This window comes from Microcoleus sp. Pol11C3 (assembly GCF_036701485.1).
Lineage (GTDB): Bacteria > Cyanobacteriota > Cyanobacteriia > Cyanobacteriales > Microcoleaceae > Microcoleus.
The window spans coordinates 25,071-40,553 of sequence record NZ_JAUBQW010000047.1 but is presented as its reverse complement, the minus strand read 5'-3'; the positions used below and the strand labels follow the sequence as shown (position 1 = coordinate 40,553).

Annotated in this window: 15 protein-coding genes; 9 read left to right on the top strand and 6 right to left on the bottom strand. The window is 43.9% G+C overall.

Features of this window, described 5'->3' with window-relative positions; genetic code table 11:
• Positions 1-325 precede the first annotated feature (325 nt).
• From QUA40_RS13255 to QUA40_RS13235, 5 genes are all read left to right on the top strand, one after another.
• Positions 326-1,297: a nucleoside hydrolase gene (locus tag QUA40_RS13255; protein WP_333126267.1), complete on the top strand. Its 972-nt coding sequence runs from the start codon at positions 326-328 to the stop codon at positions 1,295-1,297.
• A gap of 139 nt (positions 1,298-1,436) precedes the next feature.
• A complete protein-coding gene (locus QUA40_RS13250; protein ID WP_333126264.1) occupies positions 1,437-3,605 on the top strand; it encodes a SpoIIE family protein phosphatase in 2,169 nt (722 codons plus the stop codon).
• A gap of 165 nt (positions 3,606-3,770) precedes the next feature.
• Entirely contained in the window at positions 3,771-5,006 is a 1,236-nt protein-coding gene (locus tag QUA40_RS13245; protein WP_333126262.1) for an adenylate/guanylate cyclase domain-containing protein, read from the top strand.
• A gap of 31 nt (positions 5,007-5,037) precedes the next feature.
• Positions 5,038-5,646 carry a DUF6272 family protein gene (locus tag QUA40_RS13240; protein WP_333126259.1) on the top strand — a complete coding sequence of 203 codons (609 nt, stop codon included), beginning with the start codon at positions 5,038-5,040 and terminating at the stop codon, positions 5,644-5,646.
• A 66-nt stretch (positions 5,647-5,712) separates the two neighbouring features.
• Positions 5,713-6,066, top strand: a complete 354-nt coding sequence (locus QUA40_RS13235) for a slr1659 superfamily regulator (protein WP_333126256.1) — start codon at positions 5,713-5,715, stop codon at positions 6,064-6,066.
• 120 nt (positions 6,067-6,186) lie between these two features.
• Here QUA40_RS13235 and QUA40_RS13230 read toward each other — a convergent pair whose 3' ends face one another.
• Positions 6,187-7,668, bottom strand: coding sequence for an ATP-binding protein (locus QUA40_RS13230; protein WP_333126253.1), 1,482 nt, complete (start codon positions 7,666-7,668; stop codon positions 6,187-6,189).
• Between the two features lie 130 nt (positions 7,669-7,798).
• Complete coding sequence (locus tag QUA40_RS13225; RefSeq protein WP_333126250.1) at positions 7,799-8,629, bottom strand: alpha/beta hydrolase; 831 nt, start codon at positions 8,627-8,629, stop codon at positions 7,799-7,801.
• A gap of 159 nt (positions 8,630-8,788) precedes the next feature.
• Between QUA40_RS13225 and QUA40_RS13220 the strand changes: the two genes are divergently transcribed.
• Together QUA40_RS13220 and QUA40_RS13215 are read left to right on the top strand one after the other, a co-directional pair.
• A complete protein-coding gene (locus tag QUA40_RS13220) occupies positions 8,789-8,989 on the top strand; it encodes a hypothetical protein (protein ID WP_006634481.1) in 201 nt (66 codons plus the stop codon).
• A gap of 147 nt (positions 8,990-9,136) precedes the next feature.
• Positions 9,137-11,062: a BamA/TamA family outer membrane protein gene (locus tag QUA40_RS13215; protein WP_333126248.1), complete on the top strand. Its 1,926-nt coding sequence runs from the start codon at positions 9,137-9,139 to the stop codon at positions 11,060-11,062.
• A 486-nt stretch (positions 11,063-11,548) separates the two neighbouring features.
• Here the strand turns inward: QUA40_RS13215 and QUA40_RS13210 are convergent, their stop codons facing one another.
• From QUA40_RS13210 to QUA40_RS13200, 3 genes are all read right to left on the bottom strand, one after another.
• Positions 11,549-11,713: a hypothetical protein gene (locus tag QUA40_RS13210; protein WP_333126246.1), complete on the bottom strand. Its 165-nt coding sequence runs from the start codon at positions 11,711-11,713 to the stop codon at positions 11,549-11,551.
• Positions 11,714-11,777: 64 nt separating this feature from the next.
• Positions 11,778-13,079, bottom strand: a complete 1,302-nt coding sequence (locus QUA40_RS13205) for a HEAT repeat domain-containing protein (RefSeq protein ID WP_333126243.1) — start codon at positions 13,077-13,079, stop codon at positions 11,778-11,780.
• 45 nt (positions 13,080-13,124) lie between these two features.
• A complete protein-coding gene (locus tag QUA40_RS13200; protein WP_333126240.1) occupies positions 13,125-13,676 on the bottom strand; it encodes a CPBP family glutamic-type intramembrane protease in 552 nt (183 codons plus the stop codon).
• A gap of 56 nt (positions 13,677-13,732) precedes the next feature.
• On the opposite strand from QUA40_RS13200, the gene QUA40_RS13195 reads away from it, so the two are divergent.
• Positions 13,733-14,032, top strand: coding sequence for an acylphosphatase (locus QUA40_RS13195; RefSeq protein ID WP_333126237.1), 300 nt, complete (start codon positions 13,733-13,735; stop codon positions 14,030-14,032).
• Between the two features lie 328 nt (positions 14,033-14,360).
• Here QUA40_RS13195 and QUA40_RS13190 read toward each other — a convergent pair whose 3' ends face one another.
• A complete protein-coding gene (locus tag QUA40_RS13190; RefSeq protein ID WP_333126234.1) occupies positions 14,361-15,008 on the bottom strand; it encodes a phosphoribosylanthranilate isomerase in 648 nt (215 codons plus the stop codon).
• Positions 15,009-15,141: 133 nt separating this feature from the next.
• Between QUA40_RS13190 and psaK the strand changes: the two genes are divergently transcribed.
• A complete protein-coding gene (psaK, locus tag QUA40_RS13185) occupies positions 15,142-15,426 on the top strand; it encodes a photosystem I reaction center subunit PsaK (protein WP_333070476.1) in 285 nt (94 codons plus the stop codon).
• The last annotated feature ends 57 nt before the right edge of the window (positions 15,427-15,483 follow it).

Below are 15,483 nucleotides of genomic sequence, written 5' to 3'. Positions count from 1 at the left end.
GGCACATCTCTTGATGAAATTATTCGTGCTTATTGTGCATGAATAGTGTCTCATACTTATTTGAAATGACTATAAGTCGCTCTTAATACCAGGCCAAACGCACCTAAATTGATCAGAGAATATACATAATGGCTGGAGCGTGTTAATCTACGCTCTAAGGGGAAAAATATTCGCAATAAACTGGAATATGGGCCCTTTATTGACAAGATGTGTTTGCCCTGGGTAGACAGTCAAGCACTTTTGAGCTACGCTCGCTGGTTGAGGCTTAATAGTTAATACTACAATCGTTATAGACTTGTAGATAGTAAATACCAGGTCAAATACAATGAAGGCAAGAAAAAAGAAAGTTATTGTCGATACAGATATGGGATGGGATGATTGGCTAGCCATTCTTTTCTTAATGCAACATCCGGATATAGAACTCATCGGATTCATGGTTACGGGTGTTGGCGAGGCTCACCTCACCCCAGGAGTCCAGAATGCACGCAACCTCCTCGAACTTGGGGGAAAGGGAACCGTGCCAGTGTGTGCCGGGACTAGCCTACCACTAATTTATAGTAACGTCTTTCCCCCAGACTTTCGCAATAAAATAGATAAGATTTTTAACCTGGATTTGCCTGTTAATCCACACCCGCTAGATCCACGATCCGCAGTTACTTTTCTTCACGAAACATTGAGTAGTTGCCAAGATCGAGTTACTATTCTATCTATCGGCGGGATGACGAACTTAGGAACTTTTATCCAAGAATATGGCGCTCAATTCGATGACAAGATAGAGAGAATTTTTATTATGGGTGGTGCTATAAAGGCGAGAGGTAATGTTGCAGATTTCGGAGGTTACTACCCTACTAATACAACTGCGGAATGGAATATATTCATCGATGTTCTCGGAGCCAAAATCGTTATGGACTCCGCTATACCTCTCACCTTTGTCCCCCTAGATGCTGCCTATCAAGTGGAATTAACGTTAGATTTTGTGACTAAATTTGCGCGAGCCGCTAAGACCCTCTGTGCACAATTTGCCACTCAAATCATGATTGGGAAGCTAGGTCAGGACATGAGTGCAGGTTTTCAGGAGTATTTCTACGATCCCCTGGCGGCTGCCATAATGGCTGGTACCCCGAGCTTAGTGACAAAAACTGAAATTAAGAAGTTGAAGGTAGTTCAAGAGTTGAATCAAGAGGACGACCATTCAGGACAACTAATAAATTATAATTCCGCGAAGAGTGTTGAAGTGTGTATGTCAGTGGATAGCGATGTTTTCCAAGATGTCTTTAAGAACATCCTCAACCAGTAAAGCAATCCTTGTTGATTAATGAAATTGGTACCCCAGGTTTCTAGTCTGTGCAGAAAAAATTCCCAATCGCATTTTACAAATAATCACCAATCCCGATCAGCTTTGAACTGTAAACTTTTTGCTCGGAGTGTTTGTAACTATGGTTTCTGAAAAACTTGCGATCGATAAAAAATTTCCCTGGAAAGCTCCCACCCCCAAATTCAGCCTTCGCACCACCCTCGTGGTGCCTTTTGTTCTACAAATTTTTGCTGCTGTTGGACTGGTTGGCTATCTCTCATTCAAAAGTGGACAGCAGTCTGTTAATGATGTAGCTAGTCAACTACGTCGGGAAGTATCAAACCGCATAAAACAAAATCTAGACAACTATCTAAAAACTCCTTACTTAATTCATCAAGTTAACTTTGATGCCCTGGAATTAAAACAAATAGACTTGCAAAACCTCTCAATTTTAGAACGACATTTCTGGAAACAAATCCATCAATTTCCTGACATAGGCTTCATTGGCTATGCTTCAGACCAAGGTGAAATGCTGGGGATGGAACGACTGGATAATGGACTAATCGAAATCAATTTAATGGAAAATTCTAGCCCGACCAATCTTGGTATTTATACAACAGATCTTCAGGGAAATCGGATTAATCGTAGAAAAATTATTCCTAACTTTATCAACAGCAAACGTCCCTGGTATCAGAAAGCTGTTCAGTCAAAAAAAGCGACCTGGAGCGACATTTTTATTTATCAAGGCACTCCGAGACCAGCGATATCTGCTGTTGTACCTGTTTACGATCGCGCAGGCCAGATCCAAGGTGTGCTGTTCAATGATTTTTTACTTTCCTTGATCAGTGATTTTCTGAAAACATTAAAAATTGGCAACTCCGGTCAAACATTTATTATTGAACGTTCGGGAATGTTAGTAGCTAGTTCCACAGAAAAGCCATTTTTTATCAAAAACCCAGAATCGAACGAACTTGAACAAATACCCCAACGACTGAGTGCAGTTGATAGTCGCGATCCGATCGTACAAGCGACTACCAAACATCTCCTGTCACGCTTTAAAAATTTCAATAAAATCAGCACAGAAGAACCATTAGATTTTGCAGTCAACAATCACCGGTATTTTGCACAAGTTTCGCCATTTAAAGATCGGTACGGTCTGGATTGGCTGATTGTTGTCGTCGTTCCAGAGTCCGACTTTATGGGTCAGATCGAAAGTAATACTCGCAAAACCATTATTTTATCTTTGGTTGCACTAATTGTGGCAATTGTTCTTGGTATTCTTTCGGCTCGTTGGATTTCTCGCCCCATTTTTAGGATTACCCAAGCCTCGGAATCTATAGCAAGTGGGAATCTCGATCAACACGTAAATGAATCTCACCGTATCGTTGAAATTAAAAAACTAGCAAATTCTTTCAATAGTATGGCAGGACAACTCAAAGAGTCATTTGAAACATTGGAAGATAAAGTAGAAGAACGTACTGCCGAATTAGATCGAGCTAATCAAGCAATTTCTGCCCTCAACCAGCGGCTGAAAAATGAAAATATACGCATGAGTGCCGAACTCGATATCCTCCAACAAATGCAGCAGTTAATTCTGCCCAAACCTACAGAACTCGCAGCGATTGAAGATTTAGATATTGCCGGATTTATGGAGTCAGCCTCGGAAGTAGGCGGTGATTACTACGACGTACTTTGTACTAACGGGGTGGTCACGATTTGCATTGGTGATGTCACCGGACACGGATTAGAAAGCGGCATTTTGATGGTGATGACTCAAGCTGCTGTCCGCACTCTTCAGGAAATGCAAGAATCCGACCCTGTGCGTTTTTTAGATACCCTTAACCGCACTATTTATAAAAATGTCCAGCGCATGAACTCGGACAAAAATATGACCCTCGCTTTGCTCAACTACGCCGATAGCATAATTAGTATCAGCGGTCAGCATGAGGAAACTCTTGTGGTCAGGAAAGGCGGTCAAATCCAGCGGATAGACACAATAGATTTAGGATTTCCGCTCGGCTTAGAGGAGGATATTTCCAAGTTAATAAGCCATGTTTTAGTAGAGTTAGGACCGGGTGACGGGGTGGTGCTTTATACTGACGGCATCCCCGAAGCTAGAAATATGCACAAAAAATTCTACGGTATCGAAAGACTCTGTGAAGTGGTTTCTCAAAACTGGCATTTGAGCGCCGAACAAATCAAGGAAGCCACCATTGATGATTTGCGAAGATTTATTGGAGAACAAAAGGTATTTGATGACATTACTTTGCTAGTATTGAAGCAACAGGGAAATATTGTGCATAATTTATGATTGACTGTCATCAACCCGGTTTCTACCATTGCTCTTGGATTTAGTGGCGAAGCATGGAAGCCGAAGAAGCATAAACCGGATTTCTCGATCCGCTTGTGTAAATTGTAAGAATTTACAGCGAGCCAGTGAAACAATTTTGCGATCCCAGATTCGGGAGGATAAATTATGAAACCCCAAATAAATTTAGCACAATCTACATCTCCAGAAAAGCTCCATACCCAGCTACAGGATTTGATGCAAAAACTTGAGGAAGCCGAAGAGGAAAAAAATAGCTATGAAACTTTAGTAGAAATTATCACTGAACACTCCACGGATCTTGAAAACCAGATCCATCATAAAAATCGAGAGATGCAGACTTACATCGAGCAGGTCAAAAAGGTGATAGATGCAGCTATTGCTGTGAAAAACAACAGCTTTGAGCCCCAAATATTGTCAGAGGTGGCAGCGCGTAGTGATGCACTGGGAGAACTGGCACAGGTATTCTCGCATATGGTGCAAACGGTGAAAGCGCGGGAACAAGAATTAGAGAAACTTTTGCAGGCTTATGGACGTTTTGTTCCCGATGAATATCTCCAATTTCTCGGCAAGCAGAGCATTGTTGATTTCCAGCTTGGAGATCACGTGAGCAAAGAGATGGCAATTATGTTTTCCGATCTGCGTTCGTTCACAACGATGGCGGAGCAAATGACTCCTCAAGAAAACTTTGACTTCATCAATAGCTATTTACAGCGGATTAGTCCCGAAATCCGCAATCATAACGGTTTTATTGTCAAGTATATGGGAGATGGAGTGATGGCAGTTTTCCCTGATGGCGTTGATGATGCTATTCAGGCAGGAATTGTGATGCTGGAACAGTTGCAAAAATACAATCAAAGCCGTTTAATAAATGGGTACATACCGCTGAATATTGGCATTGGTATCCATGTTGGTGATACAATGGTGGGGATTATTGGAGACGCGAATCGGATGCAAGCCGATGCCCTGTCGGATCATGTCAATCTCACGGCGCGTCTCGAAAGTTTAACTAAGTATTATGGGGTATCTTTATTAATTTCAGGAGATGTGGTACAACGTTTGATTCAACCAGAAAAGTATCATATTCGATTTTTGGATCGTGCAATTGTCAAAGGTAGACAAGAAGCCATTACTGTTTGTGAGGTGTTAGATGTTGAATTAGAACCAGTGCGATCGCTCAAAATTCAAACGGTGCCTATTTTTGAGGAAGGACTCGAACAATATTGTCTGGGAAATTTTGCTAATGCCAAACTTTGTTTTGAAGAAATAGTGACACTAAATCCAGGTGACAAACCCAGCCAACTTTACCTAGAACGCATCCAAGCGCTCTTAGAAAATAGTATTCCCGCTAACTGGAATGGCGTGTGGAAATTTACCCAGAAATGACATGAACACATTTATTGGAGGGGAAAAAATAATGACATCTGGAAGCTTACAAACTGTGACAGAAATCTGTGGAGAATTTATTGACGAATTTCCACCGGAACACGACTCCTTAGAACTTACTTTTACGCCTAGCTCTCGCCCCATCAAGCAGCGCTGGCGTAATAACAGGCTTTCGGCTCATTTTGTAGCTGATTATTTATCCAGCTTTCTACCGGTGGATGCAGAGGATGCTAGCAGCGAGAAACGGGTTAAAGAAAGCAAAGGAGCTGTGAGCTACGTCGCTAACGAACTGTTAGAAAATGCGATAAAATTTAATAAGGATGAGGCTAATAACAAAGTCAAATTTGGCATCCACTTTATTGGTGAAACTGAAGTGACGGCGGTAATTTTTGCCAGTAATAGTGTCACTTCCGAAGGCGCGAATAAGTTGAAGGAGTTTATTAAAGAAATTTTGGCTTCCGATCCCAATGAACTTTATTTGCAGCAGCTTGAAAAGAATGCTGAATCTGAAAGCGACACCTCGGGATTGGGATTGCTGACTATGATTAATGACTATTCAGCTAAGATAGGTTGGAAATTCGATCCAAGGTCAGACAGTGATACGATCGCTGTTACAACTGTGGTTCAAATTAGGGTCTAGTTTCAACCCTTTCAATATTTACTCTCTTGTGCGATCGCAGTATTTTACTCAGGAAACCAAAGAACAATGGGCATTCAAGAAATTAAAGGTGAAGATTACAACATTCAGTACGATCCAGAATCGCTCACAGTCTGTTTTCAAGGCGAACTCAGCCTGGGCGGACCAGCAGAGTATGCACCAATAGCCCAATTGTTAGATGAGATCGCCAATCCCGAACCGCCTACTATTACCTTGAACCTAAAAAAATTGGAATTTGTTAACAGTTCTGGTATCAGTATGCTGTCTAAGTTTGTCATTAGCGTCCGGAAAAAGAAAACGATTCAACTTTTGGTATTGGGTTCAAATGATGTTCCTTGGCAACAGAAATCTCTCAAAAATTTAGAAAAGCTGTTGCCAACTTTGAAGTTAGAATTAGAGTAGGATATGTGTAAATTTTAACTATAGTTAATAGAGGCGGGACGCCCATACCACAATTAACACAGGCATCCTGCCCGTGCCACAATTAACACAGATAAATTTGGATATTTGTTTGTAAATTGCTTAAGTTTGCTGTATCGGCAGTTCAATGATAAACTCGGTTCCTTTGGACGGTTCAGACTCGCACCTGAGCGATCCTCGGTGATTTTCTACTAAGATTTTGTAGACAATAGACAATCCTAAACCGGTACCTTTACCGATTTCCTTGGTGGTAAAAAACTGCTCGAACATTCGTTCTTTTATCGCTGCTGTCATTCCCACTCCCGTGTCAGCAATCCGTACTCTCACGCGATCGCACTCAGCTAATTCTGTGCTGATCGAAATTTTTAGCTTAGCATAGGGTTCATTTTTTGATGCCTCCTCCAAAGCATCGATCGCGTTGCTAAGTAGATTCATAAATACTTGATTTAGCTGTCCGCCATAACACTCTACAGCAGGCAATTTTCCATAATTTTTAACTACTTGAATGTCGCGACGGTCTATTTGAGAATTGAGACGGTTTCGCAAAATTAACACGGTGCTGTCAATGCTGTCGTGCAAATCGCACAGAGTCATGTTACTGTTATCGGTTCGCGAAAAGTTGCCCATCGATTTGACAATTTCGCGAATGCGATTGGAACCCATTTGCATAGAAGAGATAACTTTAGGCAAGTCTTCTACTAGAAAATCAAGATCTATCTCTTCGATTCGAGCTTTAATTTCGGGACAGGGATTGGGACAGTATTCTTGATAAAGACACAGCAGGTTCAGCAAATCTTGAGTATAAATTGCGGCATGGCTCAAGTTGCCGTAAATAAAACTAACTGGGTTATTAATTTCGTGGACGATACTAGCCATTAGCGCCCCCAGCGAAGACATTTTTTCGCTGTGGAGGAGTTGAGCTTGAGTTTGTTTGAGTTCGCAAAGTGCGCGATCGAGCTGGGCCGCTTGAGCTTCCGCTTTCGAGGTAGCAGCACAACTTTCTTGATAAAGTTCAACCTGTTTAAGGTCGATTTCAAATTGTTCGATTTCGCTTTCTTGCTGGTATTGACTCACCACGGCATCGAAACCTTCTAGCAAGTCGCCGCCCGCTGCTTCGACAATGTACAGCAGATGGGGGTTTTGCAGCATGAGTTCGGCATCAGGAACTTGCACCAATGCTTTTATTCGATGAATATATTCGCGCACTTGTTTGTCTAGATACAGTGGCGCCTCAAAATACATTGCCTGGACGGTGAATGAAGGGCGACTCGCTAAGTTGATGCTGCTGCCAATATTAATTAAGTCGCGATGCGATTTTTCCATAAGCTCGATCGCCTCTAACAAATTCTCCCGCAGTTTTGATCTTTCTGCCACATTCTGAGAGGAAACTAACCTCATGCAAAAAAAAGCCGTTCTTTGGGACAGCATTCGCTGGCGGCCGCTGATGTTAATTACCGCAGCACTAATTTTTCTGGCTGTCGTAATTTCTTCCAGATTAAAATAGTTTCTCATTGCCACCATTGGTAACATCTCCGACTCAACTAAATGTCTGTAGCTCCTGCTGACACAAGATTTAAGAGCCATAATAAAAAATTGTACAATACACTAAGCAATATATTCTGTATTTCTTACTAAAGTAGTATAGTAAAACACAATTATTTTCAATTGGTAGATTATCACAATTTTTAGGATTTGGCTTGTTGCACAGTTTTTCTTAATTATTCAAAAATTTACAAGTCAACTTCGCCATGATTTGAGCTTGAGTTTGTGGCAACCCGTGAGCGGCATTGGGAATAATTGCTAACTCTGCCCCCGGTATCTCGTTGGCGTAGGTTTGACAGTGCCACAGAGGAATTGTTTCGTCACTATCTGCTGCGATGACTAAGGTAGGAATTTGCAATTTGTGAATTTCTTTTTCTACTGTATCAACTGCGTCTTCCGGCCGCATCCGGCTCATTAAAAATGACTTTGCTACTGGTTGAGACATTAACTCCCTGCGCCACCCGGAAATTTGCTGCAATTTCTCACTTTTTCCCGCTAAACTAGCAAAAGGTTTGGCTAACTGCAAGGCCAAATCCACGGCTGGGGTTTCCCAAAGCAGCGGCCGCAAAGCATCGTATTGACCGCAAAAACTGTCGTCCCGAATTCCCGCAGGTGCTGCTAACACTAAACGGCTGACAGAATTAGGATATTTTAGAGAATATGCAGATGCTACCCAACCGCCAAAAGAATGTCCGATGATGCAACAGGGTTCGATATTTAGTTGTTCTACAACTTGCCGCACAAAAGAAACTTCTACAGCTACATCGTAGCGGATTTTGGGTTTGCTGGATTCTCCAAAACCCAACATATCTAAACTGATGCACCGAAATTGAGATTGCAATAAGTCAATTAATGGCAGCCAGCAAGTCTTTTCTCCCAAGAAACCGTGCAGCATCAATAAGGGTTGGCCGCACCCGATGTCGAGGTAGGCGGCTGTTTGGCTGCTGCTATTGACAAATGTACTTAATGTGTGATTTTGTCCTACAAGTGCTTGAGACTGCATGGGCGATCGACTCCTGATAGGTAAGAAATATTGGTAAACAATTGTAACAAAAAAGCAGTCCAAACGTTAAACTTCATTACGGAGTACACAGTTAGAAATAGACCATGATATTCTCTATTATTATTTGAAAATACTACAAACTCAAAGCAGGAGAACACTTTGAACTCTACTTTAAAACAGTACCCGGCTTGCTCTCTTCGCGAAGATGTCAGTGAGTACGTAGCACACCTACAGCTTCACATGACGTTACAAGCTCGCAACTTGCTCCCTACCATTACCACCGCTAAGGATAGTCGCGAACAACTGTTGCAGCAGACTCAGGCTCATTTTGAGAAACGAGTTTCTCGACAAGCTATTTAAACAAATTTTACGATCGCCTGCGGTCGAACTTTCCCACATTTCAGCATCCCAGAAACCCGGTAGCCTCAAAAATACCGGGTTTCTTTTCGGCTAATTATGCAGGGGGCCCGGTTTTGGGTAATATGCGTTGGGTGTGCTTTAAATTTAATGTCTATGCGAATTCCGATTATTGCATTTTTGACTTTGGCTGCGCTGGCTGGCGGCGAATTGGCCGCGCGGGCGATCGATCCGAGTGCCGCACCGACTGAGGCCCAGTTTAGAGATGGAACCGCAGAAATTGACAGGCGAGACGCCTGTCCCACAAGGGCACAGGGGGAGGAGGATGAGGTCATTGGTGACAACTTAACGTCAAACCGACCGTCTCTGTTGTTTGTAGCGAAGTCTAGATCCCCCCTAACCCCCCTTAATAAGGGGGGGACAAGAAATATGCTCAAAGTCCCCCTTATTAAGGGGGATTTAGGGGGATCTAGACTCGATGAAAAGCGACTTTTGTTATCGGTTCCAGTCTTAAATAGTCACCAATCGGATGAGGTGAACCCAACTGTGCGGGATTTGCCGGCATCCGATGAGCTGGCAGCTTCAAAAGAAGTACGCGTGGCGCAGCTATCCCCTAGGGAATCTCTCTCTCTCAAGTCGAGCCACAATAAAGATTTTACATCTGTGTTAAAAACTCCGGCGACGATCGCAACCAACGCCGACATCCCCGAAGCCGTAAACAGCAACGCCCGACAGCTAGACGGTACTTTACAAATCAGTCAAGCCGGCAATGCTGATGGCGTTTTCGTTGCAGATGTGAAAATTCGCTTTGTCAATTCCAGAGGCGAAGCTGTTGATAAAAAAGGGAATCCGGTTGAGGGCCGAATTTCGGAAGATTTTATCCGAGGCGAGATCAAACTCAAGGCGGGGGATAACTACAGCCGGGAAGTTGTACGATCGGACTTGCAACAGTTGCAGCAGTTGGGATTGTTTGAGAAAGTTACGGTTTCTACTGAAGAAGTTGGCACGGATGTTAATGTAATCTACAACGTTCAAGAGCGATCGGCTCGCTCTTTTAGCGTGAGTGCCAGTCTGAGTGATGATATTGGCGTTGCTGTTCCTCTTTCGTATACCGATCGAACTTTCGGCACAACCCCGCAGCGGCTGGCGGTGGAACTTCAGCCCAGCCTCCGAGGTATCCAGTACGATGTCCAGTTTGTCAGCCCTTACCTTGCCGCCGAAGACCGTTTGGGATACAGTGTGAGAGCTTTTGGCGATCGCAGAATATCGGAAATTTTCAACAAAGATATTGATTTGCCCAACGGGAACCGAGTTCGGGAAATTCGGATGGGCGGAAATCTCAGGTTTACCAGACCTTTGGGCGACTGGCAATCGACTTTGGGATTAAATTATACAAATATCAGCACGCGCGATCGCAACTTAAATATCGCCCGCCGCGACGAACTCGGCAATCCTCTCACATTCAGCGGCAGTGGCCTTGACGAGTTATACACTGTTTCTTTTGGTGCGATGCTTGATCGGCGGGACAATCCCTTCAACCCAACCAGGGGAGGGATTATCAGCCTCAGCACCGAGCAGTCGATACCTCTGGGGCGAGGTAACATTGTGAGTAACAGGCTGTTAGCAAATTATATACAGTATGTGCCAGTAAGTTTGTTGGGCATCAGCGAGTCCGAAGCCTTGCCCGAAATGCTGGCTTTTAACTTGCAAGCGGGTACGGTAATCGGGGATTTGCCGCCAGCGGAAGCTTTTCGCCTCGGCGGCCGCAATTCCGTGCGGGGCTACGATAGCGGGGATATTGGCAGTGGCCGGAGTTATTTTTTGGCTTCCGGCGAATATCGGTTTCCTGTGGGGCAGGATGTCGGCGGTGTGATATTTGTGGATTTTGCGTCGGATTTGGGAACGGGAGATAGCGTACTCGGAAAACCTGCGGTAGTCAGGGACAAACCAGGGACTGGGGCTGGTGTTGGGTTGGGTGTGAGGGTGCGATCGTCCTTTGGATTAATTCGCTTAGATATGGGGGTTAGCGACTCCGGCGACATCAAATTTATACTCGGTACAAAGCAGCGATTTTAAATTAGTCATCAGTCAGTAGTCATTAGTCACGATTTATATCAAATCTGTTAGCATCAGAATTATTGATATCTCTAATCTCGACATCTGCGTGAATCAGCGTCAATCCCTTGTCATCTGCGGCCCGACAAATTCTCTTTCTTTAACTGCAGAGGATAGCCGATAAACACAGATGAACGGAGATAAATTAGAGCTATTCCGGTTGCCACATCGGTGATTGTTGACTGTTGACTGGATTTTACTATTCCGATGCTACCGGAATTGATATTAAGTAGACCTCTTGCAAAAAAAATATGTGTTATAGTTAAAAGTTTGCTCAAGTTTAGGTCAAACTTTGAATTATTGGGTTGATTGGCATCTCCTTAAACTTGCCCAGGCTGCTAGATTATAAAATTGGCTAAACTTTCCATAATAGCACAAAATTATTTTGCAAGAAGTCTAGTGTAGATACAAGAAGCGATTTTAATTGCCAGTTGCTAAAAAAAGGTTTCAGCCTAGGGTTTTAAACAGCGCCGTGTCGGTGATTGCTGCGTCTGATTGGGCGAGTTGTCGATCGAATAATTGAGTTTGATTTCTTTCCTCAACCCAACCTCCACAGTTTGTGGTAGTAATCGAAATTGAGTGAAATACAGCACCTGGGTAAGGACACAACAATGTTGTATCCCTACTGTGTTGTAGGCAATTGACAATTGCTATATTTATTTATGCTCGTAAATGCTTAACGCTTTGGTTTCTTCAGATCAACAGTTTTCGGCTTAGCCGCCGGAGTGCGCGGATAAAACTTAAACTTATTGAGCGCAGCACTGGCCGATTTAGCCACACCGCTATCTATATCTCGCAAAGCTTTTTGTAGCAGGGGAATTACTTTTTCAGACTTAATCATTGCTAGTGCTTCCACAGCAGCTTCACGCACCTCCGGGTGAATATCTTGAGCTAATTTTCCCAAGGTTTCTATTGCTCGCTGACCTTCCGCTCTGAGAGCATTAGCAGCAGCCATTTTACCTAAAGCAGACGCTGCAAACTTGCGGGTTTCTTTGTCCTGACTTTGAACACATCCCATCAACTGCGGTAGGGAATAGCTTGGTACTTGTCTGGCAATTGGAAGCTGTTGTTCGACTTCTGGTTGATGTAAATCAATTGGTTGTGGTTCCGAAAAATCTGTGTAATTTAACTCTTCTTCAACTTCTGTTTGATTTAACTCACTTGACCCTTCCTGCCAAACTTCTTCTTGTGATAAACCTTCGGCAAATTCTGTTGAATTTAACTGAGTGAACTGCTGATCGGGGACTTCTTGTTGTTGTACATTACTCTCGTACTGCTCTTGCAAAGAGCTGATAGTAACTTGCATCTGAGCTTCGTGATCTCTCAACTGCTCGTGAGCCGCTTGCAACTGACTCTCGTATTGCTCTTGCAAAGCCTCCATATTTAACTGCATCTCAACCTCGCGGTTCTCATATTCCTCAGCAGTTTGCCTCAAGCGAATTTCGTGTTCATTTTGCAAGTTTTGCAAATGTTGCTCCATCTGAGCTTGATAATTTAGATGCAATTCGTCAGCAACTCTGAGTAAATGATGTTCGTGTTCTGCTTGCAAAGATTGGATATTTTGCTGCATCCTAGCATTGTTAGCGGCTTCTAATTCCTCGCTGATTTGTCGCCGCAGTTCGTACTCATCTACGCTGGCAACTTGTTGAACCTTAGCGTCGCGTTCGGCCAAAACTTGTTGGAGCTGATTTTCGTATTGAGCCGCAACTTGTTTGAGCTGATTTTCGTATTGGGTAGTAACTTGTCTGAGTAAATTTTCGTGTTCGATAGTAGCTTTTCTAAGCTGATTTTCCCGTTCTCCTTGCTGAGATTCGACAGCTTGTTGCACCCGAGACATCTGAGCTAATTCTATTTCCTCAGTAATTCTGTGAGTTTGCTGCAAGTATTCTTGCTTTTGCTTGTTTAACCGCTTTTCCACCAACCAGTAAGCAACTGCTATGCCTGCCAAAAAACCTACGATCGCTCCTATGATACCCACAACTGAGATCCTCCCGACAAAATAGTGATGCTGGACTTTTTACATTTAACCATAGAGCCTCCTGTAACCGCCCAGTAGCAACAGCCAGGCTGTCACTGCGAGCCAGTGAACCGCCACCGCAGGCCAGATAGAACCGCTTTGCAGGTAGGCGATGGAGCACGCAACTCCCAAAATTGCCGCCAGCAGCAAAAACACTGGATTCATAAAGGTCGATCGACCAACCGGGTAAAAAGTCAGCGCGTTCAGCGGGTGGTAAACTACAAAAGTCGCCAAACTCGTGCATCCCCAAAACCACAGCATTAACCCAGAAGCCTTCTCGAACGGGTGTGGCAGCATTAACACCCGGAACAATAATTCCTCGGTGATGCCCGGACTTAACAAACAGCCAATGAGCACTCCCACAATTGTACGCCGAGAGGTTTGCACGTCTACTTTGAGAAATCCCGACCAAAAACCGATAGGAAGAGCGATCAAAGTGTAAACCAGCGCGATCGTAACTGCAACCAGCCAATCAGTGAAATCGGGAATAGTTGAAAAAGCCAGGGTGACGCGGCGTACTAGCAATCCCAGCAGCGGGCTCGCACTAAAATTTAACATAATCAAACTGATCCTTAAAATTTTCAAACAGATGTTAGCAGTAAGTTAACCCGTTTATGCAAAACCAATCCCCCCCACCCGTCAGAGTCCACGTTTTTGTTTCCGGATTAGTTCAAGGAGTAGGATACCGATATTCAACGATGAATCAAGCAAAGTATTTCCGCCTGGGCGGCTGGGTGAGAAATCTCCCTGATGGCCGCGTCGAGGCTGTCTTTGAAGGACCCAAAAAAGCTGTTGAAGGAATGATTAGTTGGTGCCGCCGCGGCCCCACCGGTGCTACGGTTAGTGAGTTGGTTTTGGAATACGAAGACCCGGAGGGCGAGCGCACTTTTGAGATCCGCCGATATAAAGAATAAAGGGAATAAACGGCGGTTTCAACCGCCCCTATACAAAAGAAGTCTGCCTAGCCTAGGGCAGGCTTCGCCCACGCAGACTAAAGAATAGACGAGCAATTGCAAAAATCTCATTCCTATCTTAAAAATATCTGCGTTTATCTGTGTTTATCTGCCTTTCATCTGCGGTCAATCTATCAATCAAAGATTTATTCAATTCAAGTCTAATAAAGAAAATCGGCGGTTGAAACCGCTACTCTACAAACGAAGTTTGCCTAGCCTAGGGCAGGCTTCGCCCCCGCAGACTCAAGAATAAATCGGATAAAAAGCGCGAATTTTGTATTGCCAATTATCAATGATGAGCAAGTTGACTTAAATTAGCAAACAACTGAGCAACTTTGGTCAAATCTTTATCTCCCGGCGCTATTTCTACCCCGCTAGAAAGGTCAACACCGCTGAAGTTATTGCCGATCGCGCTATCAATTGCATTTAAAATATTATCGGGTGTTAAACCGCCCGCCAGCAGCCAAGGACACTGCGGTCTAAACTCTGCTAACATCATCCAGTCGATCGTTTTGCCAGTACCGCCGAGTTGATTGGGATGGTAAGCATCGAGCAGTAAAGTATCGACACGAACAGCGTAAATAGCCGCAGTCTCTAGAGTCTCAGGAGTCTTAACTCTCAAAGCTTTGATAATTTCAATTCCCGGCAAAAACTCCCGCAGCCGATCGCAATATTCCGGTGTTTCATCTCCGTGCAACTGCACCCCACTTAAATTTGACTCTGCCGTTACTTGACATATATTTTCTATTGTGGTATTCGCAAAAACGCCGATGCGATCGACATTTTCCGGCAACTGCTGGACAATCAGGCGAATTGTTTCTGGGTTGACATAGCGCGGGGAAGCCGGCACGCAGATAAACCCCAAAGCTTGGGCTCCCAAACGGGCGATCGCAATTCCTTGGTCTAATTTAGTGATTCCGCAAATTTTAACCCGCACTCTTCCTCCTCGGTTCCGAATTTGTATCAAAATATCAACGAATTGTTAACTATTAAAACAAATCTTAGTTTAATGCAAACCGCTTTTTATAATCTTGGAAATCAATTTATCTGTGAAATCAGGAGATAAAAACATGATCAACTCATCTTTGCTGTTAGCCGTACAATCTACCGCTCCCTCAACGCCAGAGTGGTCGCCACTGGTAGGACTGACAATGATTTTATGCAATTTGCTGGCGATCACGATCGGCTACTACGGCATCTCCAAGCAAAACCGAGGCAAGGGCCCAGCTTTACCCGTTGCACTCCCTGGAATGTTCAAAGGCTTCGGCGTACCAGAATTGCTGGCAACAGCCAGCTTCGGCCACTTGCTCGGAGCCGGAGTAATCTTGGGCTTGGGTAACGCCGGAGTTCTGTAAAAATCAGGGGAAAGGCAAAGGCAAGGGGTAGAAAAGATATAATAGAAACTCTTTCTT